At 59.5% G+C, this 26032-nt stretch carries 24 protein-coding genes and 1 pseudogene; 11 read left to right on the top strand and 14 right to left on the bottom strand.

The features are described from left to right. Nucleotides 1-48: 48 nt before the first annotated feature. Nucleotides 49-192 (bottom strand): annotated as a pseudogene (locus tag L8H52_RS05550) (arylesterase); the annotation flags it as partial. A 153-nt stretch (nucleotides 193-345) separates the two neighbouring features. Here L8H52_RS05550 and hxsA2 point away from each other — a divergent pair. From hxsA2 to hxsC, 4 genes are read left to right on the top strand one after another with little or no spacing between them, the layout of a single operon-like run. Next, entirely contained in the window at nucleotides 346-630 is a 285-nt protein-coding gene (hxsA2, locus tag L8H52_RS05545) for a His-Xaa-Ser repeat protein HxsA2 (RefSeq protein WP_242205692.1), read from the top strand. Nucleotide 631: 1 nt separating this feature from the next. Beyond that, nucleotides 632-934, top strand: a complete 303-nt coding sequence (gene hxsD, locus L8H52_RS05540; RefSeq protein WP_242205694.1) for a His-Xaa-Ser system protein HxsD — start codon at nucleotides 632-634, stop codon at nucleotides 932-934. Continuing rightward, complete coding sequence (hxsB, locus tag L8H52_RS05535; protein WP_242205695.1) at nucleotides 927-2384, top strand: His-Xaa-Ser system radical SAM maturase HxsB; 1458 nt, start codon at nucleotides 927-929, stop codon at nucleotides 2382-2384. The genes hxsD and hxsB overlap by 8 nt, the downstream gene beginning before the upstream one ends. Beyond that, entirely contained in the window at nucleotides 2378-3541 is a 1164-nt protein-coding gene (hxsC, locus tag L8H52_RS05530) for a His-Xaa-Ser system radical SAM maturase HxsC (protein WP_242206003.1), read from the top strand. Before hxsB ends, hxsC begins: the two co-directional genes overlap by 7 nt. 18 nt (nucleotides 3542-3559) lie before the next feature. Here hxsC and L8H52_RS05525 read toward each other — a convergent pair whose 3' ends face one another. After that, nucleotides 3560-4165: an arylesterase gene (locus L8H52_RS05525; protein ID WP_150706461.1), complete on the bottom strand. Its 606-nt coding sequence runs from the start codon at nucleotides 4163-4165 to the stop codon at nucleotides 3560-3562. Between the two features lie 10 nt (nucleotides 4166-4175). On the opposite strand from L8H52_RS05525, the gene L8H52_RS05520 reads away from it, so the two are divergent. The 3 genes from L8H52_RS05520 to greB are packed head-to-tail and all read left to right on the top strand — an operon-like array spanning nucleotide 4176 to nucleotide 7895. After that, the gene (locus L8H52_RS05520; RefSeq protein ID WP_007908572.1) at nucleotides 4176-4859 is read left to right on the top strand and encodes an ABC transporter ATP-binding protein; all 684 of its coding nucleotides are present in this window, start codon (nucleotides 4176-4178) and stop codon (nucleotides 4857-4859) included. Then, entirely contained in the window at nucleotides 4859-7363 is a 2505-nt protein-coding gene (locus L8H52_RS05515; protein WP_242205697.1) for an ABC transporter permease, read from the top strand. Before L8H52_RS05520 ends, L8H52_RS05515 begins: the two co-directional genes overlap by 1 nt. 34 nt (nucleotides 7364-7397) lie before the next feature. Continuing rightward, complete coding sequence (gene greB / locus L8H52_RS05510; RefSeq protein ID WP_003226818.1) at nucleotides 7398-7895, top strand: transcription elongation factor GreB; 498 nt, start codon at nucleotides 7398-7400, stop codon at nucleotides 7893-7895. A 6-nt stretch (nucleotides 7896-7901) separates the two neighbouring features. Here the strand turns inward: greB and L8H52_RS05505 are convergent, their stop codons facing one another. From L8H52_RS05505 to L8H52_RS05495, 3 genes are all read right to left on the bottom strand, one after another. Then, nucleotides 7902-8210: a class I SAM-dependent methyltransferase gene (locus L8H52_RS05505; protein ID WP_242205699.1), complete on the bottom strand. Its 309-nt coding sequence runs from the start codon at nucleotides 8208-8210 to the stop codon at nucleotides 7902-7904. A gap of 249 nt (nucleotides 8211-8459) precedes the next feature. Beyond that, on the bottom strand, nucleotides 8460-8894 hold the full coding sequence (locus L8H52_RS05500; protein WP_007908568.1) for a DoxX family protein: 435 nt from the start codon (nucleotides 8892-8894) through the stop codon (nucleotides 8460-8462). 112 nt (nucleotides 8895-9006) lie between these two features. Further along, the gene (locus L8H52_RS05495; protein ID WP_242205701.1) at nucleotides 9007-10428 is read right to left on the bottom strand and encodes a transglycosylase SLT domain-containing protein; all 1422 of its coding nucleotides are present in this window, start codon (nucleotides 10426-10428) and stop codon (nucleotides 9007-9009) included. 236 nt (nucleotides 10429-10664) lie between these two features. Here L8H52_RS05495 and L8H52_RS05490 point away from each other — a divergent pair, with 236 nt between their 5' ends. From L8H52_RS05490 to L8H52_RS05480, 3 genes are all read left to right on the top strand, one after another. After that, nucleotides 10665-11471, top strand: a complete 807-nt coding sequence (locus L8H52_RS05490; RefSeq protein WP_242205703.1) for a TatD family hydrolase — start codon at nucleotides 10665-10667, stop codon at nucleotides 11469-11471. Nucleotides 11472-11682: 211 nt separating this feature from the next. After that, nucleotides 11683-13164, top strand: coding sequence for a methyl-accepting chemotaxis protein (locus tag L8H52_RS05485; protein ID WP_242205704.1), 1482 nt, complete (start codon nucleotides 11683-11685; stop codon nucleotides 13162-13164). Nucleotides 13165-13377: 213 nt separating this feature from the next. Continuing rightward, nucleotides 13378-13743, top strand: coding sequence for an Mpo1-like protein (locus L8H52_RS05480; protein WP_242205706.1), 366 nt, complete (start codon nucleotides 13378-13380; stop codon nucleotides 13741-13743). A gap of 1 nt (nucleotide 13744) precedes the next feature. Here L8H52_RS05480 and L8H52_RS05475 read toward each other — a convergent pair whose 3' ends face one another. From L8H52_RS05475 to L8H52_RS05465, 3 genes are all read right to left on the bottom strand, one after another. Further along, nucleotides 13745-14539, bottom strand: a complete 795-nt coding sequence (locus L8H52_RS05475) for an acyl-CoA thioesterase domain-containing protein (RefSeq protein WP_242205709.1) — start codon at nucleotides 14537-14539, stop codon at nucleotides 13745-13747. A 233-nt stretch (nucleotides 14540-14772) separates the two neighbouring features. Continuing rightward, the gene (locus tag L8H52_RS05470; RefSeq protein WP_242205711.1) at nucleotides 14773-15543 is read right to left on the bottom strand and encodes a CHAD domain-containing protein; all 771 of its coding nucleotides are present in this window, start codon (nucleotides 15541-15543) and stop codon (nucleotides 14773-14775) included. 79 nt (nucleotides 15544-15622) lie between these two features. Continuing rightward, on the bottom strand, nucleotides 15623-15901 hold the full coding sequence (locus L8H52_RS05465) for a hypothetical protein (protein WP_064120270.1): 279 nt from the start codon (nucleotides 15899-15901) through the stop codon (nucleotides 15623-15625). 217 nt (nucleotides 15902-16118) lie between these two features. Here L8H52_RS05465 and L8H52_RS05460 point away from each other — a divergent pair, with 217 nt between their 5' ends. Further along, nucleotides 16119-17156 carry a patatin-like phospholipase family protein gene (locus L8H52_RS05460; protein WP_242205713.1) on the top strand — a complete coding sequence of 346 codons (1038 nt, stop codon included), beginning with the start codon at nucleotides 16119-16121 and terminating at the stop codon, nucleotides 17154-17156. A 119-nt stretch (nucleotides 17157-17275) separates the two neighbouring features. On the opposite strand, the gene L8H52_RS05455 is transcribed toward L8H52_RS05460, so the two are convergent. The 6 genes from L8H52_RS05455 to kdpF all read right to left on the bottom strand — a co-directional run bounded on the left by L8H52_RS05455 (nucleotide 17276) and on the right by kdpF (nucleotide 25670). Beyond that, on the bottom strand, nucleotides 17276-17971 hold the full coding sequence (locus L8H52_RS05455; RefSeq protein ID WP_242205715.1) for a response regulator: 696 nt from the start codon (nucleotides 17969-17971) through the stop codon (nucleotides 17276-17278). A 48-nt stretch (nucleotides 17972-18019) separates the two neighbouring features. Next, entirely contained in the window at nucleotides 18020-20671 is a 2652-nt protein-coding gene (locus L8H52_RS05450; protein ID WP_242205717.1) for a sensor histidine kinase KdpD, read from the bottom strand. Between the two features lie 130 nt (nucleotides 20672-20801). Further along, the gene (kdpC, locus tag L8H52_RS05445; protein ID WP_100847757.1) at nucleotides 20802-21347 is read right to left on the bottom strand and encodes a potassium-transporting ATPase subunit KdpC; all 546 of its coding nucleotides are present in this window, start codon (nucleotides 21345-21347) and stop codon (nucleotides 20802-20804) included. A gap of 456 nt (nucleotides 21348-21803) precedes the next feature. Continuing rightward, entirely contained in the window at nucleotides 21804-23867 is a 2064-nt protein-coding gene (kdpB, locus tag L8H52_RS05440; protein ID WP_242205719.1) for a potassium-transporting ATPase subunit KdpB, read from the bottom strand. Nucleotides 23868-23877: 10 nt separating this feature from the next. Beyond that, nucleotides 23878-25572: a potassium-transporting ATPase subunit KdpA gene (gene kdpA, locus L8H52_RS05435; RefSeq protein WP_242205720.1), complete on the bottom strand. Its 1695-nt coding sequence runs from the start codon at nucleotides 25570-25572 to the stop codon at nucleotides 23878-23880. Nucleotides 25573-25580: 8 nt separating this feature from the next. Then, nucleotides 25581-25670, bottom strand: coding sequence for a K(+)-transporting ATPase subunit F (kdpF, locus tag L8H52_RS05430; RefSeq protein WP_007899818.1), 90 nt, complete (start codon nucleotides 25668-25670; stop codon nucleotides 25581-25583). Nucleotides 25671-26032 lie beyond the last annotated feature (362 nt).

The following is a 26032-nucleotide window of genomic DNA, read 5'->3' as shown; positions in this document are numbered from 1 at the left end:
CAAATAAGGGGGCGCCACATTAGCCGAAAGCCTGCCCTTAGAAAAGCCTCATAACAGCGGTTTTAGCGTCGGCCAGACATTTTCCAGCAACTTGCCCTGAGCCCCGGCTGCCGGGTGCAGACCATCGGCTTGCATCAAGTCTGGATGACCGCCCACGCCGTCGAGGAAAAACGGCACCAGCGACAGACTTTTCATAGGCACGTCAGCTCGAAAACTTACCTTCTTTGTAACGTCTGTCGGATTTTGACTGCGGAACGCTCAGCCAAGTTAATTCCATATTGACATCACGCTCATCTGACGGAGAGACTCAGCGAGTAACCCCACCCCTGATAAGGAAATCCAATAATGAAAAAACGCTCCTTTCTGGTACCGATGGCGACTTTGGCAGCAGCAGTTGCTACAGAGCATGCTTCAGCATCAGTACCTCACCAGATCACCGACCCCGCCATTGACCAAACAATCGCAACCCAGTCGCCTCCTCAGAGCGAAAACCTTTCGGTACGCGGCGGCAACGATTTGTTCACATTTGTGTTGAAACGGGGAGACCAAGGTCAATTCATGGCCTATCACAGCTCTCACAGCTCGCACTCGTCGCACAGTTCACACAGCTCCCATCATTCGGGCTCCTGACATGGAGCGGGAGGTGACGCTCGTATTTGACCAGCAGCTTTACGAAGCACAAGTGCTGCAGAAAGCTGCTTATCGGGCAATGAACTCGCTGACGGTTGATGTTGCGTGCGCTGAAGGAAAATTCAGCTGCGTATTGTCCTCGAATATCGGCGTCGAAGAGCATTCATTCCTACTCGCAGTGCAAGAATTCAAGAAAGACGTGATCGACTACCAACTGCGCCACCAGTTGAATACTGAAACGTTGCCTATCAAAAATCTGATCCTTGGGCTGGCCTTCTCGAAAACCGGACTGATCAGTGAGTAAATTTCAGAAGCTGGATTTCTACGCTCAGCAACGCCCTTACGAGCTGCTGCCGTTCAAATTCGACCGTTTGAATGACTGCGAATACGTCATTACCAATATGGCGGGCGAGTACCATGTCCTGCCGACGCCGTTACTCGAACCGCTGATCAACAGAACCCTACCACTTACATCAGAGCTGATCCCAACGCTCCGTTCAAAGCAGTTCATTCGATTTCCAGAGGAGCAAGCGCCTCTCCAGCTACTCGCTCTCAAGATACGCACCCGCTTGTCCAGGCTCGCTCAGTTCACCAATCTGCATATCTTTGTAGTGACCCTTCGATGCGATCATAGCTGCCCCTATTGCCAAGTCTCACGGCAATCGGAAATCAGAGATGAATTCGACATGACCTCAGAGATGGCTGACCGGTCATTGGATTTCGTTTTCATGTCACCGAATCCGGCCATCAAAATTGAATTTCAGGGCGGAGAGCCCCTGCTGAATTTTGAGATGGTGAAATACGTTGTCCTTGAGGCTGAAAAACGCAACCTCAAAGAGGACCGTGACCTTCAGTTCGTGATTGCAACCACGCTTTCGCTGTTAACTGATGAAATGCTTATTTTCTGCAAAAAGCATCGCATTGTCCTTTCATCCTCCCTCGACGGACCGATGAATCTCCACAATGCCAATCGTCCGCGCCCCGGACGGAACAGTCACCAACGTTTCGAAGAGGGGTTAACAAAAGCACGCGCAGCACTCGGGTACGATCAAGTGTCTGCTCTGATGACAACCACCGACAAGAGCCTACCCCACGTTAGGGCGATCATTGATGAGTACCTGCGGCTAGGTTTTGATGGGATATTTCTCCGAACTCTCTCGCCGTATGGCTTCGCAATCAAGACCAAAAAATACCTGTCATATGACACTGAACGTTGGCTAGACTTTTACAAAGAAGGTCTTGAATACATCATCAAGCTGAACAAGTCCGGCATACGATTTGTGGAGCAGTACTCATCGCTTGTGCTGGCAAAAATGCTCACATCAACAGACCCCGGATTCGTTGATCTGATGAACCCCGCAGGTGCTGGAATTGCTGCCATCGTGTTCAATTACGATGGCTCAGTCTATGCTTCGGATGAAAGTCGCATGCTTGCTGAGATGGGCGACCAGACCTTCAGATTAGGCAATATTCTGGAACAATCCTATGAGGAAATCATCCTCTCGGATCAGCTCTTAGATGCCCTGGAAGATTCCTTCACACTGAGTTCTCCCATGTGCTCAGACTGCGCATTTGAACCCTTCTGCGGCTCAGAACCTGTTTACCATCACGCCATGCATAAGGATCTGGTAGGAAGAAAGCCAGAATCCTCCTTTTGTAAACGGAACATGGCGATCTTCAAACACCTCATTGAATTGATGGAAAACGACGAAGATACGAAGCGGATTTTTATGGGATGGGCGAATCGATGCTGAAGCTCAGCGGAAAAATAATCCGTATCCATGCAGTTGATGTCTCCAAGGATCTCACGCTCATCAAGGTTTCCACTAACCGAAACCTTCCCGAAATCCTACGAAGAGAAATGGCCTATCTGGCGACCGAATGCCCTATCCCCTTCGGATTTGCACACTATCTTCTGACTGAACAGCATCAGGATTTGGCTCAAGAACTCCCCGAGGGCTCCGACTACTCGATCCTGCCACATGACTACGACTACATTGGCAACAATGACATTGTCCGGCTTTCCACTGATCGTCAAAGCATTCGGGTTCTGTTTCGGGCCTCGTCGCCGAACAACAGCATTCTGCTAACTGAGCAGTGCAATAACTATTGCCTGATGTGCTCACAGCCTCCTAAAGCAGCCGATGACTCATGGATACTCGATGAAATCGAAAGCTTGATCCCATTGATCCCAAAAGAAACCCGCGAGCTAGGATTCACTGGTGGAGAGCCAACCACCAATAAGGAGCGTTTTCTCAGAATAGTTAGCCTGACGAAAAGCTACCTACCAAGAACCGCCATTCATATCCTTTCGAATGGAAGAAGCTTCAGAGACCCAAGGTTTGCTGAAAAATATGCGGAGATAGGATTACCTGATGCAATGGTCGGGATTCCCGTCTATTCAGATGATCCAACTCTTCATGACTATATCGTTCAGGCTCAAGGCGCATTCGACGAAACCATTCAAGGCATTCTGAACCTGAAACGCTTGGGGCAGAGGGTCGAGATTCGGGTCGTCTTACACAAATTGTCGATCCAGCGGCTTCCTCAGCTATGTGAGTTCATTGCGCGCAATCTCTTGTTCGTCGATCAGGTTGCTTTGATGGGGCTTGAAATGATGGGGTTTACCCGCGCCAATCTTGATGAGCTTTGGATTGATCCCATCGAATACAAAGACACTCTCAGCAAATCGGTACAGATTCTTACCAAATATGGAATGAACGTTTCGGTCTACAACCATCAGTTGTGTCTGGTTAACCCAGACATTCTTCCGTACTACCGAAAATCAATCAGTGACTGGAAAAATGAGTTTGCACCGGAATGCCTGACCTGCCGAAAGCAAAGCGAATGCGGAGGTTTTTTCGCGTCAGGGATCAAATTTGGATACAGCAAACAGCTCACTCCCTTCTGACGCCTCCGCGCGGTAAATTCAAAGCAAGGGTTTTAGCGTCGGCCAGACATTTTCCAGCAACTTGCCCTGAGCCCCGGCTGCCGGGTGCAGACCATCGGCTTGCATCAAGTCTGGATGACCGCCCACGCCGTCGAGGAAAAACGGCACCAGCGGGATCTTTTTATCGTTGGCGAGTTTGCCGTAGACCTCGGCAAAAGCATCGGTGTAGCGCTTGCCGTAGTTGGGCGGCAATTGCATGCCGAGCAACAGCACCTTGGCGCCGCTCTGGCGGGAGCTGTCGATCATCGAGGCAAGATTTTGTTGCAATTGAGTTGGCGGCATTCCGCGCAAGCCATCGTTGCCACCCAGTTCGAGGATCACCAGTTCCGGCTTATGCTCTGCAAGCAGCGCGGGCAGCCGCGCCTGGCCTCCGGCACTGGTGTCGCCGCTGATCGAGGCGTTGACCACTTTGTCGTCGAAACCCTCCTGTTTGAGCCGTTGTTCGAGCAACGACACCCACCCCAAGCGGGTATCCAGTCCGAAACCGGCGCTGATACTATCGCCAACGATCAGGACAGTACCCGCCGCTGCGTTCTGGGCCATGCACATCAAGGCCAGGCCAGCACTCAAAAACCACACACGCATCGGATTCTCCATGGGCGCAAGCATTCTCACCGCGAAGAACCTCAGCAAAGTGGTTCCCAGCGCGGAAGGTGAACTGACTATCCTGCACGAACTCAGCCTGGAACTGAACAAGGGCGACAGCCTGGCCATCGTTGGCGCGTCCGGTTCCGGCAAATCCACCCTCCTCGGCCTGCTCGCCGGCCTCGACCTGCCAAGCAGCGGCGAAGTCATCCTCGCCGGCCAAGGCTTGAGCAATCTCGATGAAGACCAGCGCGCGCGCATTCGTGCCGAGCATGTCGGTTTCGTCTTTCAGTCGTTCCAGTTGCTCGACAGTCTCAATGCGCTGGAAAACGTCATGCTGCCGCTGGAACTCGATGGCCGCAAAGATGCGCGTGAGCGTGCGACCGAACTGCTCCAGCGCGTCGGCCTCGGTCAGCGCCTGACCCATTCGCCGCGCCAGCTCTCGGGTGGCGAACAGCAGCGCGTGGCGATTGCCCGAGCGTTTGCTGCCGAGCCTGACGTGCTGTTCGCCGATGAACCCACCGGCAACCTCGATAGCCATACCGGTGAGCGCATCAGCGATTTGCTCTTCGAATTGAACAAGGAGCGCGGCACCACCCTGGTGCTGGTGACCCACGACGAACGTCTGGCCCATCGTTGCCGGCGCCTGATCCGTCTTGAAGCCGGGCTGCTGGTCGCCCCTCTGGAGCCTTGATGGCACGTTTGCCGCTGTTGCGTCTGTTCAGTCTCGCCATTCGCCAACTGCTGCGCGATGCCCGCGCCGGGGAATTGCGCGTGTTGTTCTTCGCGTTGGTCGTGGCGGTGGCGGCGAGTACCGCAATTGGTTATTTCGGCGCCCGCCTGAACGGCGCCATGATGTTGCGCGCGACCGAGTTTCTGGGTGCCGATCTGGTTCTCGAAGGCAGCTCTCCGGCCCGTGAAGAACAGATTCGCAGCGGCACCGAACTGCGCCTGAATCATGCGCAGGTGGTGGAGTTCTCCAGTGTCATCGCCACCGACAACGGCATTCAACTGTCGAGCATCAAAGCCGTCGACCGCGCCTATCCGTTGCGCGGGGAACTGAAGAGCGCACCCGCGCCGTTCGCCACCGAAGAAACCGGCGGCGAACCGCAACCGGGCGAAGCCTGGGTCGAGGCACGCCTGCTGACCGCACTGGAGCTGAAGATCGGCGACAGCATCGATGTCGGCATGAAGACCTTGAAGCTGACCCGCGTGCTGACCTACGAACCGGATCGCGCCGGCAACTTCTACAGCCTCACGCCACGGGTGATGATCAACCTCGACGACCTCGCCGCCACCGGTGTGGTGCAACCCGGCAGCCGCGTGAGTTACCGCGAACTGTGGCGCGGTGAACCGCAGGCACTGGAAACCTATCGGCAATTGATCAAACCGGGGCTTGCGGCCAACCAGCGGATTCAGGATGCCCGCGATGGCAACCGGCAGATTGGCGGTGCGCTGGGCAAGGCCGAACGTTATCTGAACATGGCCAGTCTGGTCGCCGTACTGTTGGCCGGGGTGGCGGTGGCCTTGTCGGCCAACCGTTTCGCCAGTCGGCGTTTCGATGCCAGTGCGTTGCTGCGCTGTCTCGGTCTGTCGCGTCGGGAAACCATGGTGCTGTTCAGCTTGCAGTTGACCGTGCTCGGCTTGCTGGCAGCGCTCAGTGGAGCGCTGCTGGGTTGGCTGGCGCAACTGGGCTTGTTCGCACTACTGCATGATTTGTTACCAAGCGATGTGCCACCGGGCGGTTTGTTTCCCGCTATCGCCGGGATCGGCACCGGGCTGGTCGCATTGGCCGGTTTCGCCTTGCCGCCGCTCGCTGCACTGGGGCGCGTGCCGCCGCTGCGCGTGCTGCGCCGCGACATGCTGCCGATCCCGTCGAGTACCTGGATGGTTTACGGCGCGGCACTCGGAGCGCTGGGCCTGATCATGTGGCGCCTGAGTCTGGATCTGCTGCTGACCTTTGCCTTGCTCGGCGGTGGCGTGGTCGCCGCACTGGTACTGGGCAGCTTGCTGTTGTTGCTACTGCAAAGCCTGCGGCGGATGCTCGCCCGTGCTTCGCTGCCGTGGCGCCTGGGTCTGGGCCAGTTGTTGCGCCATCCGTTGGCAGCGGCCGGTCAGTCGCTGGCCTTCGGCCTGATTCTGCTGTCGATGGCTTTGATCGCCCTGCTGCGCGGCGAACTGCTCGACACCTGGCAGAACCAGTTGCCGAAAAATGCGCCGAACTACTTTGCCCTGAATATTCTGCCGGCAGACAAACAGGCCTTCACCGATCACCTGATCAAGGTCTCCGCACAAGCGGCGCCACTGTATCCGGTGGTGCCCGGCCGACTGATCAGCATCAATGGCGAAGCGGTGCAGCAAATCGTCAGCAAGGATTCGGCGGGCGACCGTGCGGTTCAAAGAGATTTGAGTCTGACCTGGGCCGCTGATTTACCAGCGGGCAACAAGCTCACGGCGGGTGAATGGTGGAAAGATCAGCCAACCGACGGTGTTCCCGGTGTCTCGGTGGAAGGCAAAGTCGCCGAAAGCCTCAAGCTCAAACTTGGCGATCACATGGTCTTCAGCGTCGGCGGCGTCAACCGCGAAGCGAAGGTCACCAGCCTGCGCGAAATCAACTGGGACAACTTCCAGCCGAATTTCTTCATGATTTTCCAGCCTGGTACGTTGAAGGATCTACCGGCGACGTATCTGACCAGCTTCTATCTGGCGCCGGGTCATGATCAACAGATCGTCGAACTGTCGCGGACCTTCCCGGCGGTGACCATTCTTCAGGTCGAAGCACTGCTTGAACAACTGCGCAGCATCCTCGCCCAGGTCACCCTGGCGGTGGAATACGTGTTGTTGTTTGTTTTGGCAGCGGGCATGGCCGTACTGTTTTCCGGTTTGCAGTCGACGCTGGATGAACGTATCCGTCAAGGTGCGCTGTTGCGTGCGCTAGGGGCGGAGCGGCAATTGCTGATCAAGGCACGGCGCATCGAGTTCGGTTTGCTCGGTGCGGTCAGCGGCCTGCTTGCGGCGATCGGTTCGGAAGTCGTGAGTCTGGTGTTGTATCGCTATGCGTTCGATCTGCCGTGGCACCCACATCCGTGGTTGCTGGTGCTGCCTTTGATTGGCGCGGCGCTGATTGGTGGTGCCGGCGTGTTCGGCACGCGTCGGGCACTCAACGCAAGTCCACTGACAGTGTTGCGTGAGGGTTGATAGACTCAAGCGGTCTTAATCACAAGAAGTTGCCATGAGCCGTTATCGCCCTCCCCGCACCGCCGGTACCGCGCTGATCACCCCCGAAGGTGAAGCGCGGATGCGCGCCGAATTCCATGAGTTGTGGCATGTGCGCCGCCCGCAGGTGACGCAATCGGTCAGCGAGGCAGCGGCACAGGGTGATCGCTCGGAGAACGCCGAATACACCTACGGCAAGAAAATGCTGCGCGAGATCGACAGTCGCGTGCGCTTTCTCACCAAACGTCTGGAAGCGTTGAAAGTCGTCAGTGAAAAACCCAGTGATCCAAACAAGGTCTACTTCGGCGCCTGGGTGACCATCGAAGACGAAGACGGCAAGCAATCGCGCTACCGCATCGTCGGCCCGGATGAACTGGATCTGAAACTGGGTTTGATCAGCATCGACTCACCCCTGGCCCGCGCCTTGATCGGCAAGGCGCTGGATGCAGAGGTGCGGGTGCAGACGCCAACCGGCGAGCAATTCGTTTACATCGTCGCTATCGACTATCCGTAAAGCCTATCAACGACGAGTGATCAGGCCCTGCCGCGCAACGCGGACCAGTTGCTTGATCATCTCCGGCGCATCTTCGCCAGTCGGAGCCTGAATCACCGCGAGATCAAAACTGTCACTGGCAAAACGCGCCAGCGACTCGCCGTCTTCGACAAACTGGATCAGGAACGCGGCAGGGCCGCCGCTGCGACGTGGCCAGCCATCGAGATAACGCAACAGCGTCGGCTGATGTTTGCCGCCAAGGAGAATTTTCGGGTTGCGTTGAGTGATATGCGCAGTGATCGGCGCGGGACGTGCTGGAGGGCGTAGTGCATTCATCGTGTCGTGTCTCTGCCTCAAAAGTCTGCATGGCAGGTGAGAGGCAACACCGAACCAGCGCTTTAGCGGTATTTCGAAGCCCTGTTCCGGCTTCTGACGGCAACTGTTGAAAGTCACCTGGCGCCCCGCAAGTAGCTGTTTAAATCGGCGCATGGGCAACATCCTAGAGAACGTGACTGATCAGTGTCAAGAATCAGCGGCAACAAAAAAGGCCCGCACAATGCGGGCCTATTCCTTGAGCCAGAGCGCTTAACCGGCGATGGCGCGGTCCACCGAGAGCTTGCCGGCGCCTTCGATCAGTACGGCAAGGCTGCCACCAAGCAAGGCCAGAGCGAACTCGTAACCGTTGTTGGCCATAAACAAACCGTTGCTGATGTGTACGGTGAAGATCGCCACCAGCGACAGAAAGGTCAGACCCAACGCCGCCGGACGCACCAGCAGGCCGATGATCAAGGCCAGGCCGGCGAAGAACTCAGTGCCGCCAGCCAGGGTCGCCATCAGGTAGCCCGGGTGCAGACCAATGCTGTCCATGTACTGCGCGGTGCCCGCCAGACCGTAACCACCGAAAAGACCGAAAAGCTTTTGCGAACCGTGCGCAGCGAAGATCACGCCGACCGCAATGCGCAGGATGGTCAGACCGTAGCCGGCGCGGGTGAACAATACTTTGTTGATCAGAGAGCTCATGGGGCGTTCCTTGTTTTTGCGAGGAGTTATGTGTGTTGGTTGGCCGCTATATTAATCAGTTAATTTCATGTTAAAAGCGCAAATATTCCGCCATAACAATCAATTTATTAGATCATTTTCGTGAGACGACTTTTTGCGCCCCGGGCTCCAACGACTCCCGCTCCCGGTCGAACGCCAAGTAATACTTGTTCACGCTATTAACATAGCTGACCGGCCCCATTCCTACCTGCTCCATGGCGATGCGCTCGACCTGGAAGAACCACTGGTTGGGGTTCAGCCCACGCCGCCGGGCCTCGGCGCGCATGCCCTGCACACGTTCGGGGCCAATGTTGTAGGCCGCCAGCGTGAAGGCCATGCGCTCGCGTTCATTGAGCTTGGGGCTGTTGAAGAACTTGCGGCGAATCATCGCCAGGTACTTGGCTCCGGCCTGCACGTTTGCATCGAGATTCTGAATGTTGCTCACGCCGACACGCTGGGCGGCGGAAGGCGTGATCTGCATCAGCCCGGTCGGGCCACTGCCGCTGCGGGCATTGGGTTGCAGGCGTGATTCCTTGAACGCCAGTGCGGCCAGATTCAGCCAATCCATGTTCTGCGCCTGCGCGTGCTTCTGCAGGGTCGGGCGCAGTTTTTCCAGACGCTGGCGATCAGCCTTGGCCAATGGATAGTGGACTTGATAGAGGCGGCGATAGATGCGCAGAAACGCGGCATCTTCATTCGACGGTTTCTTGTAGCCGCCGAGGAAACGGTCAATGCTTGCGCGCAACATCGAAGCATCACGGCGCACAAACCAGTATTCCTCGCCCGGCTCGCTGATCATCAACTGCCGGTCAAAGCGCAGCTTCGGCAGGATCTTGCCCCAGCGCTCGGCGATCGGTTGCTCGACGATGGTCAGGTGGAAAATCCCGCCCTGCACCATCTCCAATACATCTTCGACCGCCAGGGTCGGATCGACCCATTCGATCTTGATCGGCGCCAGTTTGTGCAACGACAATTTCTGATTGAGCTGACTGACCGCCTCCCCCGCCGCGCTACCGGTAGGCAGCGCCAGCGTTTTACCGGAGAGCTGCTCGACTTTGGTGTAGCGCCGCTCGCCCTTGATGCCGACCAACACCAGCGGCACGTTGCTGGCAATCGGTTCGCTGCTGGCCACAGCAAAGCCCGATTGCAGCTCAAGCAATTCACCCGGCGCGACCAAATCGCCCTCGCCGCGCTGCAAGGCGCCGAGCAGTTGATCCTTGGCTTTGGGAATGATCTTGAGGGTGATTTCCTGGCCGTCGCGGGCATGGCCGTTGAGGTATTGCTCGAAGGCGCGCAGACGATGGTATTCGACGCCGATGGCCTGACCCTGAACTTCGCCGGAGCTGTTGCGGCTCTGATTGACCAGCACGCGCAGCACGCGGCTGCTGCGAATCTCGGACAAATCTCGCACCTTGGCCGCCGGCACGGCTTGCAGCGGCCCGGGCAGGCGCGCAACCGCCGTCATCGGCAGCAGCAACGATCCACACAACAGCAGCAAAACCGAGGGACGAACCATCCACTCTCCGAAAAGAATACGGGGTGATTTCATCTCTACGAAGTCGAAATCACCGACGAAAACAGAGCGCCTGGAGCGCTGGCAAAGTGCGAGAGACTGGCACAGTAATGGCACTTCTGCCAAACCGGGCTGCGTCGCGGCAGCAAGAGACAGCTATAACTCGTTGTAGTTCTTGGCTTTTCTTATGAATCTACAGCTCTGGTATGCTTTCCGGCCTTCGGCCCGAGGTAGCAACCATGCAACTCATCGATATCGGCGTCAACCTGACCAACCCCAGTTTCGCCGACAAACATCAGGCCGTGCTCGACCGCGCCTATGCCTCCGGGGTCTGCCAACTGGTGCTGACCGGCACCAGCGTCGAGGGCAGCGAGCAGGCGCTGGAGCTTTGCCAACAGCTGGATGAGAGCGGTCAACGGCTATTCTCCACCGCCGGTATTCACCCGCATTCGGCCAGTGACTGGAACGCTGACAGTGCCCGTCGTTTGCGCAGTCTGCTGCAAGAGAAAAGCGTCGTCGCCGTGGGTGAATGCGGTCTGGATTTCAACCGTGACTTCTCGCCACGCCCGCAGCAGGAAAAAGTCCTCGAAGAACATCTGGCGCTGGCCGTTGAACTGCAATTGCCGGTGTTCCTGCACGAGCGCGATGCCAGCCAGCGTTTGCTGGAAATATTGAAAGACTTCCGTGATCAACTGCCCGCCGCCGTGGTGCACTGCTTCACCGGCGAGCAAAAGGCGTTGTTCAGCTACCTCGATCTGGACCTGCACATCGGCATTACTGGCTGGATCTGCGATGAGCGCCGTGGCACGCATTTGCATCCACTGGTGAAAGAGATCAAACGTGGACGCTTGATGCTGGAAAGCGATGCACCTTATTTGCTGCCGCGCACTCTTCGACCGAAGCCGAAGAACGGCCGCAATGAGCCGGCGTATCTGACTGAAGTGCTGCGCGAAGTGGCGTTGCATCGAGGCGAAACCGAGGAAGATCTGGCGGCACACACCACCGCATGTGCCCGCGCGTTCTACAACCTGCCCACCCTCTCCTGACACCCCCCAATTTCCTTGTGGGAGCGAGCCTGCTCGCGAAAGCGCTGGTTCAGATGGCAATCATGTTGGCTGACACGCCCTCTTCGCGAACAGGCTCGCTCCCACAGGGGGTCGATGTGTTCTTTTGATGTGTATCAAGATCCGCAGACCTGCATAGCGGCACAATGCTGGCACCTTGCCAAAACTGTTTCCGCTATCAGAGAAGACCTCCATGGGTGCCTGGCTTAGCAATATCTCGCTGAAATACAAATTCTGGGCGGTCAATGCGGTCGCCTTCGTCACCACCCTGCTGTTGGTGCTGTACGCCGTGCAACTCGAACAACAGGCGCGCAGTCACGCATCACAGGCCTCGGCGCAAGCCCAGGCACAACTGCTCAAAGCCTGGCCGGTCGGTCAGCCATTGCCCAAAGCCGATCAGGTGTTGACCTTCAAACGCGGCGAAGCACCGCGCCTGAATGATCAGCCCTTGCTGGAAATCACTGACAGCAACGGCTGGAACCAGATCAATCACCTGCCGCTGTTCGGCGACAATCCGTTGATGGGCGCCGAAGTGTTCAGCCGCTCCGATGGTCAGCAGGTCGCAGTGATTGCCTATGGTCCGAGCCTGAGCCAAGTGTTCAGCGAACGTTTCGCCAACTATGCGGTGGCGGTGTTCATTCTGATGTTCGCCATGCTGTGTGCCTCGCAACTGCTGATCCGCTTCCTGCTCAGCCAGCTCAACACCCTGAAAGACGTGATGCTCCACGTCGAAAAAAGCGGTGATCTTTCGGCCCGCGTGCCACTGGCCGGCAAAGACGAAGTCGGGCAGATGGCCAATGCGTTCAACGCGATGCAGGCCGGTTATCAACGCGTCGTAACCACGGTGGCCAACACGGCGCGGCAACTGGATGTCGGCGCGGCGCGACTGGCGTCGAGCATGAACGAAGTGCGCCACGGCATGCTCGGTCAGCAAAGTGAAACCGATCAGGCCGCTACCGCGATCAACGAAATGACCGCCACGGTCTATCACATCGCCCAGCACGCCGGCGCCACCCGCGACCTGTCGCAGACCGCCGACGGACTCGCGGGCAGCGGTCAGCAAGTGGTCGCTCGGGTGCAGCATTCGATTGCCGGACTCTCCAGCGGAGTGCAGCAGACGGCCGAGATGATCCAGCGCCTGGCCGAGGACAGTCAGAAGATCAATGGCGTGGTCAGCGTGATTCACAGCATTGCCGAGCAGACCAACCTGCTCGCCCTGAACGCGGCCATCGAGGCCGCTCGCGCCGGTGAGATGGGCCGCGGTTTTGCGGTGGTCGCCGATGAGGTGCGCAACCTCGCCAAACGCGTACAGACCTCGACCGACGAGATCACCACAATGGTCTCCGCGTTGCAGGCCGGCACTCGCGATGCGGTGGATTTCATGCAGGAAAGTTCGTACAAGGCCGACGACTGCGTGCAGCAAGCGCAGGAGGCTGGCGCGGCGCTGGCGGAGATCACCGGGGCGGTGGCGCAGATGCGCGAAAGCAACACGCAGATTGCCGTGGCGGCGGAGCAGCAGAGTCAGGTCGCCGAGGAGATGAACCGGGCGGTGGTGAGTATTCGGGATGTGACCGAAAACACGGTGCAGCAGACGGTGGATTCGGCGACGACCAGTAATGAGCTGGCGACGTTGGCTGGGGAGTTGAGCAAGGCGATCGGACAACTGAAACTCTGAGGGCCCCTTCGCTAGCAAGCTCGCTCCCACATTGGATCTGGGGTGCTCATAAATCCTCTGTGGGAGCGAGCTTGCTCGCGAAGGCGTCAGCCCATTCAGCATCGAATCCTGCGATGACGCCTATCACTTCAATAGCCAACCTTGATTCGCCGCCCTCGCCGCCCGGGCCTATTCTTCCACCATGAGTTCAACATGGATCGAGGAGTACAAAACATGGGCAAACGTCACCCCAATCTTCCCGCGTGGCAATGGCGCGCGTACCCCGGCAATCATCAGCACCCGACCAATCTGGTGTTGCACCTGATCGCCGTGCCGTTGTTTATCGTCGCGTTTCTGCTGATTGTCTCCGGGGTGTTCAGCCTGAGCCTGGCCAGCGTGGCCATTGGCGTGATCGGAATCGTCGCGGCGCTGGGTTTGCAGCGTCACGGCCATAGCCTGGAGGCGCAAGCCTCCGAGCCGTTCAGTGATCGTAAAGATGCAATGTCGCGATTGCTGGTCGAGCAGTTTCTGACCTTTCCGCGTTTCTTTCTCAGCGGCGGCTGGTGGCGCGCCTGGCGTGAGCGCCACCGTCGGCATTGAGTCAGGCGAAGATCGTCACCGTCTGGCGACTCATCGCAATCAGCTCCCCTTCCGCGCTCCACAGCTTGGCGGCGACATGGCCGTAGCCGTCGGCGGCGTACTCGATATCGGCCAGATATTGGCACCAGTCCAGCGTGCTCAAGTCGCGTAACGGCTGTACGAATTCGATGGTCCAGGTCAACGTGCTGCCCGGTGCGGGCTTTTTCAGATACGGCAACAGCGCCGGCGGCCATGCATCCACCAACGCCAGCAGATGCGCCTCTTTGACCGGCTCTTCTTTGACATCACCGCGTAACCGTACCCAGCCGCCCATCAGTCGCGATTGATTACCGGTGAACGGCATGCCGCCGACGCTCCAGCGCATCGCCAGATGGCGCATGAATTCCGGGGTCACGCCTTTGATGTAGGGCAACTCCTGGCATTCATCCCAGTGTTTCATTGCCGGCGCCGGATACGCCTCAACGGCGACTTCCGAAGGCCGCGAAGCTCCGAAGCTGCCCTGAACGATGGTCACCACCTGACCATTCTGCATCGCCCGGCCCATGACCTGGCTGACGGCTTTGCCTTCACGCAGCACATCCACTTCGAAGCTCACCGGGACTTCAGGCTCGACCGGGCCGACAAAGGTGATCGCCAGTGAACGCACCGGGCGATCCGCCGATACTTTCGCGCGCATGGCTTCGTATTGCAGCGCGACCACCAGACCACCAAAACTGGCACGGCCCTGGCCCCATTCGGCAGGAATCGTTAGTTCCGGTTGGCGACGGACCGCATCGAGCAGATCGCTAAAGCGCATGGGGCAACCTCAGAAAACGAGAAAGGAATGCAGGGATCTTAACCAGACCTGCACAGCGCCGCAGCGTCTATACCGGTCAAATGGGCTGACAGAAAGGCCTTAGCGCACTTCCCGACACACACAACACCCTGTTGGAGCGAGCTTGCTCGCGAAAGCGGTGTGTCAGGAAAAAATGTACCGCCTGACAGAACGCATTCGCGAGCAAGCTCGCTCCCACAGGGGATGTGGTGATTTCAGGATTTTTTGAAGCAGGCAGCGCTGAGTTTTTCAAGCACTCGGTCGGCCTCGACTTCAGCGTTGACCATCGTCGCCTGCCAGGTTGCAACGCACGGTTGCAGATCAGCCTCCAGCTCGGCTTTCGCCAGCCACTGCCAGCAATCGTGCCAGTCGCCCAACGCCCCTTGCGCAGCCTTCAATCGCTTCAACGCTGGGGCGGGCAAGCGATCCAGTTCGGGATAGGCTTCGATGCCGTAGCGCACACGCTTGATCAACAGGCGCAGGCGATGGCGGTCGTGGGCCGGATCGTGCAGCGCCTGGTCGAGTTTCTGCCATTGTTTGCCGAGACGTTTTTCGATGCGTTTATCCAGCCCCTTGAGCAAGCCCTGACGCTGCGACGCCCGCAGGAATCGCGGGAACGCGTCGAGAATCATCAGCAACGAAGCCACCTCGGCACTCGCCGCCAGCGCCGGATAGGCCTCGGCCATTTGCACCATGCGCCGTTGCGCAGCTTCAGGCTGATCATGCTGGAGCAAGTACGCCGCCAACACCTCGCGATCACGCCACGGGGTGGTCAATTGGCCGACCGCCGAGGCGGCATCTTCCAGTTGTTCGACACCGGGCAAACCGCGCAATGGCCGCAACAGACTACGCAAGCGCCGCACCGTGGTACGCAGATCATGCAGCGCTTCGGGGTCGGTCCGTGCAGTGAGCCGCGCCTGACAGGCCAGCAGCCGTACTTCCAGGCTCAGGACATGAACCACCAACCGGTCAACCAACGCAGACATCGCTTGCTCCTGATTCAAATGGCTTTGAAGATCATTCTGCTGCCCAGTGAACGCAGCTTCCTTGCTTCACGTCAGCAGCTTAGCGGCCGGCGCGGGATTCGCGAATGTAGAAGCGCGCCTTTTCGGCTTTGTTGCTGCAACCTTCAAAGCCCTCGAATTGTTGCTGGGTCTTCGCGGCAGTCAGCAGCGACAGCGCTTTCGAGTAGCTGACAGTGCCGGCAAAACCTTCGGCCTTGGCCAGATCGAGCTCGTGCCACGCCGCATCGAGCTGACTGCCACAGCTGTCGCGGTAAGCGGTTTTACCGGCGCAACCGGCCAATGCCAGAGCCATCAACGGCACACAGATCCAGGCTTTCATCACTCACACCTCAAAATAGGTCAACAGTCGTGCAGGTAAGACGGTAAGGCTGCGAAAAAGTGCCTTGCCGGCGGGTGAAACCGCGCAACTGAGAAGGATAGCGCCGAAGGGTCATGCAGTATCGAAAAAACGACGTCACCGGCGCACTCAACGACCACGGCGATTGAGCCAGCCCGGCGATGGGTGCATTGTGGAACCTTGTCGGGGAGGAAGCTGGATGAAAAAGCGTGTCGCACTGGTGCTGGGCTCCGGCGGCGCCCGGGGCTATGCCCATATCGGGGTCATCGAAGAGATCGAGAAACGCGGTTACGAAATCGCCTGCATTGCCGGGTGTTCGATGGGCGCGGTCGTCGGCGGGATCTATGCCGCCGGCAAACTCGACGTTTACAAAAACTGGATCGAAAGTCTCGACTATCTGGATGTGCTGCGGCTGGTCGACGTGAGTTTTCGTCTCGGCGCGATTCGCGGCGAAAAGGTCTTCGGGCAGATTCGCAAGATCGTCGGCGAGGTCAACATCGAAGACTTGCGCATCCCCTACACCGCCGTCGCCGCCGACCTCACCAACCAGCAGGAGATCTGGTTTCAGGAAGGCTGCCTGCATCAGGCGATGCGCGCCTCGGCGGCGATTCCGAGCCTGTTCACGCCGGTGATGCAAGGCAATCGCATGCTGGTCGACGGCGGTATTCTCAACCCGCTGCCGATCGTGCCCGTGGTGTCGAGTCACTGTGATCTGATCATTGCGGTCAATCTCAACTCGACCAACCAGCGCCATTACAAACTGCCGGTGATCCAGCGCCCGCCGGCGTTCCGCTCGCGCTTCGACAGCCTGATCAATTCGTTGGGGTCGAAGATGCCGTTCCGCCGTACACAGGCTGAGCAGCTGTTGAAGCTGGAACAGGAAGCACTGCGCGCCGAAGCGGCGGATATCAACCCATGGCTGGAAGGCGCCGAGCCGGAGAGCCAGCAACCAGCGGCCGCGCCCGAGCGTGAAGGCGCGCCGAAATCGGCGACCGGTTCGTTCATCATCGATAACGTCGGGCCGGCCTCGTTGCTGGATCTGATCAACCAGAGTTTCGAGGTAATGCAGACCTCGCTGGCGCAGTACAAGATTGCCGGGTATCCGCCGGATATCCTGATCAACGTGCCGAAGCGGGTGTGCCGGTTTTTCGAGTTCTACAAGGCGCCGGAGTTGATCGCGTTGGGGCGCGAGATTGCCCGGGATACGCTGGATCGGTATGACAGTGAGCAGGGATGATCTGACCTGATTTTTTGGGTGTGTTTGATGGCCTCTTCGCGAGCAGGCTCGCTCCCACAGGGGATTTGTGAACGACGCAGATCCAGTGTGGGAGCGAGCCTGCTCGCGAAGGGGCCAGATCAGCCAATATCGCTCAACAGCCGATAGCCAACCCCGGCTTCGGTCACAATAAACCGCGGCCGCGTCGGGTCATCCGCCAGTTTCTGCCGTAGATGCCCCACCACAATCCGCAGATAATGGCTGTCCTCGGTGTGCGTCGGCCCCCAGATATCCTTGAGTAACTGCTGCTGGGTAATCACTCGCCCCGGATGCCGCGCCAGTTGCGCCAGCACTGCGTATTCCTTGCGCGTCAGCGCCACTTCGACGTCGTCGAGCAACACCCGCCGATAGGCCAGATCCACCGTTAGCGGACCGAAATTCAACGCGGCTTGCTGGGCCTCCCCCGCCGGGGCCTGACGCAACAAGGCGCGAACCCGCGCGAGAAATTCCTGAATACCGAACGGCTTGGTCACGTAGTCATTGGCGCCGCCATCCAGCGCCTCGACCTTCTGCCCTTCGCTGGCGCGCACCGACAGCACCAGTACCGGCGCCGTGGCCCATTCGCGAAACTCGCGCAGCACTTGCTGGCCGTCCATGTCCGGCAAGCCGAGGTCGAGCACCAGCAAGTCCGGTTTGTTCAGCGCCGCCTGCGCCAGCCCTTCGGCACCGGTGCCGGCTTCAAGCACTTTGTAGCCTTGGGAAGCGAGGCTGATGCGCAGGAACTTGCGGATCTGCGGCTCGTCGTCGATGACCAAAATAGTCGCGGTCTGGCTCATGAATTCACATCAACACAAAGAAGTGGCAAGAGAGTAGCGCAGTCGACATCAGGCTTCATCGTCCATCCCCGGTTGCGTCTGCAAGGGCAAGTGCAAGGTGATGCAGGTGCCGCGTCCGTCGATGCCGTCGGCGACGCTGATGCGCCCGCCGTGCGCGCCGACCATACCCTGACAGATTGCCAGCCCGAGGCCGGTGCCCTGACCGCCGCGATCACCTCGGGCAGCGGTGTAGAACATGTCGAAAATCTTCGCCCGCTCGTCCTCGGGAATCCCCGGTCCCTCGTCGCTGACCGAGAAGAAAATCTCTTCATCATTCGCTCCCGCGCTCAGTTGCAGGCGACCGTTGCCTGGCGAGAAACGCGCGGCGTTTTCCAATACGTTGACCAGCGCCTGCTCGATCAGCGCGGCATGCACGAACAGCAGCGGCAGCTCGGCCGGCACATCGGTGCTGACCTGCAGCGGCGCCAGCACTGCACGCAGACGATTGAGCGAACTGCCGACGATGTCGGCGGGCGACACCCAGTCCCGCGCCAGCTTCAGCGCACCGTGGCCAAGGCGCGTCATGTCGAGCAGATTCTGGATGTAGCGGTCGAGGCGTTCGGCTTCATCGCGAGTGCCTTCGAGCAGCTCACGACGGTCTTCCAGCGGGATCGCTTCGCCGAGGGCCAAAAGACTGTCGATGCTGCCGCGCATGGCGGTCAGCGGCGTGCGCAAGTCGTGGGATACCGACGCCAGCAACGCACTGCGCAGTTGTTCGGTTTCACCGTGCAGACGCGCGGCTTCCAGATCATCGGCCAACTGCGCGCGCGCCAGCGCTTGGGCGAGTGGCTGGCTCAACGCGGTGAGCAGACGTCGACGCTGGCCGCTCAAAGTCTGGCCTTCTTTGGCGCAGACACCGAGCAGCGCCAGCGGCCCGTCTTCGACTGACAGCGGCCACCACCACCAACGCCCGAACGGCAAGGTGCCGGTGCCCATGCCCGCCGGCTGATCGTGTTGCCAGGCCCAATCGGCAGCGGCACGCTCGGCCTCGGTGAACTGCAGCGGCCCGCCGGTTTCGACTTTCCAGCCACCCTGGCCGTCGCGATTGAGCAGGCACAGTTGTAGATCGCTCCAGCCATTGAGGTGCTGTGCAGCGGCGCTGACCACCGCTTGGCGATCGGTCGCGGCGGTGAGTTTGCGCGACAGATCGAGCAGCTCGGTGGTTTCCTCCTGGGTGTCGCGCAAGGCCTGCAATTGCCGACGCTGACGCGCCGCCAAGTTACCGGTGAGCGCTGCCATCAGCAGGAAAAACAGCAAGGTCAGCACGTCTTCTTCGCGCTGAATGCTGAAGGAGAAATTCGGCGGAATGAACAGAAAATCGTAGGTCAGAAACGACAACGCCGCACAGGCCAGCGCCGGGCCGAGACTGCTGCGCACCGCCACCAGCAACACCGCCGCGAGAAACACCAGTGAGATGTTCGGCAGCGGCAACACGCTCGACACCGCCCACGCCAGGGCACTGGCCAACACCGTGGCGAGCAGCGCCAGCGCATAGTCGAACCACACCAGTGTCAGCGGGTTGCGCGGCCGCGATTGCGGGCGTTCATGATCATTGTCGAGGACGTTGATTTCCAGGCCATGGGCCTGACGCAACAGACGCGCGGCCAAGCCACCGCCGAACAGTCGACGCCGCCAACTCGGCCGGGACTGGCCGACCAGCACCAGACTCGCACGGCGCTCGGCGGCATGCTGGACCAAGGTTTTTGCGACTTCACCGGCGCGCAGTAAAACCACTTCCCCCCCGAGGCGCTCCGCCAGTTGCTGAGCACTTTGCAGACGCAAACGCGATTGCTCGTCGCGCACCGCGCCGTTATCGACGTGCACCAGACTCCACGGCAGATGCCGGCGCTGAGCAACTCGACTGGCATGCCGAACCAGGCGTTCGGCCTGCGCATCGCCATCGACGCCAACCAGCAATCGGCCACGCACCGCCGGGGCGGCCTGACCGAGTTGGCGATAGCCTTGGGCGAGATCGTTATCGACCTGCGCGGCGGCGGTTTGCATCGCCAGTTCGCGCAATGCGGTGAGGTTGGTCTGGGTGAAGAAAGCATCGATCGCCGCGCGCGCCTGCTCCGGCACGTAGACCTTGCCTTCGCGCAGGCGCTCAAGCAATTCACGCGGCGGCAGGTCGATCAGCAGCAGCTCATAGGCTTCTTGCAACACCCAGTCCGGCAGGGTTTCGCGGACCTGCACACCGGTAATGCCGCGCACTTGGTCGTTGAGGCTTTCGAGGTGCTGGACGTTGACCGTGGTGAACACATCGATACCGGCGGCGAGCAGTTCCTGAATGTCTTGCCAGCGTTTCGCGTGGCGGCTGCCGGGCGCGTTGCTGTGGGCCAGTTCATCGACCAGCACAAGCTTTGGCTTGGCGGCGAGCAGGCCGTCGAGGTCCATTTCTTCGAGCATTACGCCACGGTATTCGGAGCGCACCAGCGGCTGCTGCGGCAAGCCACCGAGCAACGCTTCGGTTTCGGCGCGGCCGTGGGTTTCGACCACGCCGGCGAGGACTTTCACGCCTTGGCGAAGCTGCGTGTGGGCGGCCTGAAGCATGGCGTAAGTTTTGCCGACACCGGGGGCGGCGCCGAGGAAAACCTTCAGGCGGCCACGGCCGTCACGGGGCAGATCTGCTAACAGCGCGTCGGCGCGGCCGGAGTCGCTCATGCTTGATGCTCTCTCTTCCTGATAGTTATGCGGTGTTCTTTCGGCCCTCTTCGCGAGCAGGCTCGCTCCCACATTTGGAACGCATATCCCTGTGGGAGCGAGCCTGCTCGCGAATGGCCGCGCCGCCGATCTACAATTTTTCCAATGCCATGTTCAGCTCAAGCACATTCACCACCGGCGGCCCCACCAGCGGCTGTTCGATGTGCGCATCGAGCAATTGCTGCACAGTCGATACCGGCAGATTTCGCGCCGCTGCGACACGCGCCAGTTGATAGGCAATTGCTGCCGGTGGCAAGTGTGGATCGAGGCCGCTGCCGGAGGTGGTCAGCAAGGCCAATGGCACCGGACCTTGCCCCGGAACCTGCAACTTGTTGGCGTCGTCGATCACCCGCGTGGCGAGTGCCGGATTGCTCGGTGCCAGGTTGCTGGCGCTGCTGGAAACCGTCGCAAACGCGCCGGCGGATGGCCGTGGATGGAACCACGCATCGCCGACGAAATCCTGGGCGATCAGCGACGAGCCACGAACTTTGCCGTCGGCATCGTGCACCAGGCTGCCGTTGGCCTGAGCGGGGAACGCGACTTGCGCGACACCGGTTACCACCAGTGGATAGGCGACGCCGGTGACCAAGGTCATCAGCACCAGCAGGCTCAGGGCCGGACGTATCATTGTGGACATTTCATAATCCTCGAATTCGTTGGGCAAACTTTTGTGGAGTGTCAGGGAGATCTTTTACCCCTCACCCCAGCCCTCTCCCCCAAGGGGGCGAGGGGGAAAGGGAGCCGATTTCTATGCTTTTCAGAACTTGCGTTCGGCTCGGTATTTCAAGTCGGTGTAGCTCTCGTAAACACCTCGGTCAGTCCCCTCTCCCTTAAGTTCGCGAAGGGAAAGGGAGCCGATCTTTGTGCTGTTCAAAACCTGAGTTCGGCTCGGTATTTCAAGTCGGTGTAGCTCTCGTAAACACCTCGGTCAGTCCCCTCTCCCTTAAAAACGCGAGGGGACAGGGAGCCGATATTCGTGCTTTTCAAAACCTGAGTTCGACTCGGTATTTCAGGTCGATGTACCTCCCGCAAACACCTCGGTCAGTCCCCTCTCCCTCTGGGAGAGGGTTAGGGTGAGGGGCTCTTTCCGGCCTCACACCAGATGCAGCGCCGTGAGCAACATGTCGATCGCCTTGATCCCCACAAACGGCACCAGAATCCCGCCTAATCCATAGATCAACAAATTGCGTCGCAACAACGCCGCCGCACTCGCCGCCTGCACACGCACACCGCGCAGCGCCAACGGAATCAACACGACGATGATCAACGCGTTGAAAACGATCGCCGAGAGAATCGCGCTCTGCGGACTGGTCAGTTGCATGATGTTGAGCACGCCCAGTTGCGGATAAATCGAGGCGAACAATGCCGGCAGAATCGCGAAGTATTTGGCCACGTCGTTGGCGATGGAAAAGGTCGTCAGCGCGCCACGGGTCACCAGCAATTCCTTGCCGATCTGCACCACGTCGAGCAGCTTGGTCGGGTCGCTGTCGAGATCGACCATGTTTGCCGCTTCGCGTGCTGCTTGCGTGCCGTCGTTCATCGCCATGCCGACGTCAGCCTGAGCCAGCGCCGGGGCATCGTTGGCGCCGTCGCCGCACATTGCGACCAGACGACCGTCGTTCTGCTCGTGACGAATGCGCGCGAGTTTTTTCTCTGGCGTGGCCTCGGCGAGGACGTCATCGACGCCCGCTTCAGCAGCAATCGCGGCAGCGGTCAGCGGGTTGTCACCAGTGACCATCACAGTGCGAATACCGAGTTTGCGCAGTTCGGCGAAACGCTCGCGAATGCCCGGTTTGACCACGTCCTTGAGGTGGATCGCGCCGAGCAATTTACCGTCGGCACAGACCAGCAATGGCGTACCGCCGCTCTGCGCGATCTTGTCGATTTCCCGCGACAGCGCCGGGGCCAGATCCGAGCGTTTCTGGCCAAGGAAACTCAGCAGCGAATCCACTGCCCCTTTGCGGTAGACACGGCCCTGATAGTCGACGCCGGACAAACGGGTTTCAGCGCTGAACGGCACAGCGGTCAAGGTTTCCGACGCCGGCTCAGGTTGTGGATGCAGACCGCGCAAGTACTCAACGATGGATTTACCTTCAGCGGTTTCGTCGGCCAGCGAAGCGAACAGCGCACCTTCAGCCAAATCACGACCACTCACACCGGGCGCGGCATACACCGCGCTGCAACGACGGTTACCGAAAGTGATGGTGCCAGTCTTGTCGAGCAGTAACACATGCACGTCGCCCGCCGCTTCCACGGCGCGACCGGATTTGGCGATCACGTTCAGACGCACCAGACGATCCATGCCGGCAATACCAATCGCCGACAGCAAACCGCCAATGGTGGTCGGAATCAGCGTTACCAGCAGCGCCACCAAAAACACCAGCGGCAGGCTGCCGTTGGCGAAATGGGCGAACGGTTGCAGGGTCACGACCACCAGCAGGAAGATCAACGTCAGGCCGATCAGCAGGATATCCAGCGCCACTTCGTTAGGCGTCTTCTGACGCTTGGCGCCTTCGACCAGTGCGATCATGCGGTCAAGGGTCGACTCGCCCGGGTTGGCGGTGATCTGCACCAGCAACCAGTCGGAGACCAGCCGCGTGTTGCCGGTGACGGCCGAGCGGTCGCCGCCGGATTCGCGAATCACCGGCGCCGATTCACCGGTGATCGCCGCTTCGTTGACTGCCGCGATACCTTCGATGACTTCGCCGTCACCGGGGATCATCTCCCCCGCTTCGACGCGCACCACATCGCCCTTGCGCAGACTCGCTGCCGGCACCACTTGAAAGCTGCCGTTGGCCAGTTTGCGCCGGGCGCTGAGGCCTTCGCTGCCCGCCTTGAGGCTGTCGGCGCGGGCCTTGCCGCGACCTTCAGCGAGGGCTTCGGCGAAGTTGGCGAACAGCACGGTAAACCACAGCCACAAGGCGATTTGTGCGGCAACAAACGTCGGCACATCGGCATCGGGAATGAAGCACAGTACGGTGGTGAAAATCGCGGTCAGTTCGACCACCAGCATCACCGGCGAACGCTTCAGTTGCCGAGGGTCGAGCTTGACGAAAGCTTGCACCAGCGCCGGCCGCCACAGGGCCGAAATCGCGGTTTTCGGTGCTTCTGCCGACTTGGTCGGCTCTGCAGGTTTTGCAGGAACGTGCATATTCATGATGGATTCCTTAGAAGCCCATACTTAAATGTTCGGCAATCGGGCCGAGCGCCAGAGTCGGCAGAAAGGTCAGGCCGCCCACCAACAAAATGGTCACGGTCAACAGGGTCACGAACAGCGGGCCATGAGTCGGGAAGCTGTTCTGGCCGATCGGTGCGGTTTTCTTCATCGCCAGACTGCCCGCCAGCGCCAGCACGGGAAGGATGTAGCCGAAGCGGCCGATCAACATGCCCAGGCCCAGCATCAGATTGTGGAACGGCGTATTCGCGCTCAGACCACCGAACGCCGAGCCATTGTTGGCGCTCGCCGAGGTGTAGGCATAAAGCAACTGACTGAAACCGTGCGGACCGGGGTTGCTGATGGTCGCCGCGGCACTGGGAACTGCGGCGGCAATGGCACCGAGCACCAGCACGCCAACCGGCATCACCAGCAAAGTCACCACCAGCAATTGCACTTCCCGCGCCTGAAGTTTCTTGCCGAGGTATTCCGGCGTACGGCCGATCATCAGACCGGCAAGGAACACTGCGATCAGCACGTTGAGCAACATGCCGTAGAGCCCGGCACCGACACCGCCGAAGATCACTTCGCCGACCATCATGTTGACCAGCGCGACCATGCCGCTGAGCGGGTTGAGACTGTCGTGCATGCCGTTGACCGAGCCGTTCGAAGCCGCCGTCGTCGTCACCGACCACAGCACCGTGGCGGTGGTGCCGAAGCGCGCTTCCTTACCTTCCAGCGGTGCGGTCTGTTCGACGGCAGCGTTGTTCAGCGTCGGGTTCGGTTGGTATTCAGCCCACATCGAGGTCGCGCCGCCGATCAGGAACAACGCCAGCATGCAGGCGATGATCGCGCGGCTCTGACGCAGGTCCTTGACGTAGTGGCCGAAGGTGAACACCAGCGCCACCGGGATCAGAATGATCGAAGCGACTTCGAACAGGTTGCTCCACGCGGTCGGGTTCTCGAACGGGTGCGCCGAGTTGACACCGAAGAAGCCACCGCCGTTGGTGCCCAGTTGCTTGATCGCAATCTGACTCGCGGCCGGGCCGAGCGGGATCACTTGATCAACGCCCTGCATCGTCACGGAATTCACATACTGCGCGAAGGTTTGCGGTACGCCCTGCCAGACCAGATACAGCGCCAGCAACAGGCACAGTGGCAGCAGCCCGTAGAGGGTAGCGCGGGTCATGTCGACCCAGAAGTTGCCGAGGGTTTTCGTCGACTTGCGGCCGATGCCACGGCACAGCGCAACCAGCACGGCGAGGCCGGTGGCGGCGCTGACGAAGTTCTGTACGGTGAGACCGACCATCTGGCTCAGATAGCTGAGGGTCGCCTCGCCGCTGTAGGACTGCCAGTTGGTGTTGGTCATGAAACTGACCGCGGTGTTGAACGCCTGCGTCCATTCCTGACCCGGCAGGTTCTGCGGGTTCAGCGGCAAGTGATCCTGAAACAACAGGATCGCGAACAGCAGCAGGAAACCGGCAAGGTTGAAGGCGAGCAGCGCCAGCGTGTACTTCTGCCAGCTCTGTTCAGTCTGCGGATCAACCCCGGCGATACGGTAGCAACCGCGCTCGACCGGGCCGAGAATCGGGGTCAGCCAAGTGCGCTGGCCTTCCATCACTTTGTAGTAGAAGCGCCCGAGGAACGGCGCCGGCAGCAAGACCAACGCAAAGAATGCGAGGATCAGCCAATAGTCATAACTGTGCATAGCCGCTCCTAGTTCCGATCCGCGCGCAACAGCGCAACCAACAGATAAATGAACAGCCCCACTGCCAACAGCAGTGACACCCCGTCCAGAACGCTCATGGAAGATCTCCGTGTTACGGCGTATTGCCGTGTGTGCAGGCATTGTCGGAAGGAAGGCTGTAAAGGAACGAGAGCGAGGGTGTTGGCTGGGCATAAAGAAAGCGTAAAGAGTGGGTTTATGCGGGCGTTACAGCAGGTTTTTGCGCCGTCAGGCCGGGCCTCTTCGCGAGCAAGCTCGCTCCCACAATTTGAAATGCATCCCCTGTGGGAGCGAGCTTGCTCGCGAAGACGGCATAACTAACAACATCGCACCCAACTGGCGCACAAAAAACACCCATCCAGCGGCGAACATCCCCGATACGACAGCTTTCAACTCATTACGACTTGTTTCAGCGCACTGGCACGCCCACTGCAAACGCCCT

It is taken from the genome of Pseudomonas sp. CROZ-RG-20F-R04-15 (assembly GCF_022662375.1).
Lineage (GTDB): Bacteria > Pseudomonadota > Gammaproteobacteria > Pseudomonadales > Pseudomonadaceae > Aquipseudomonas.
This window is presented reverse-complemented; position numbering and strand designations above follow the sequence as displayed.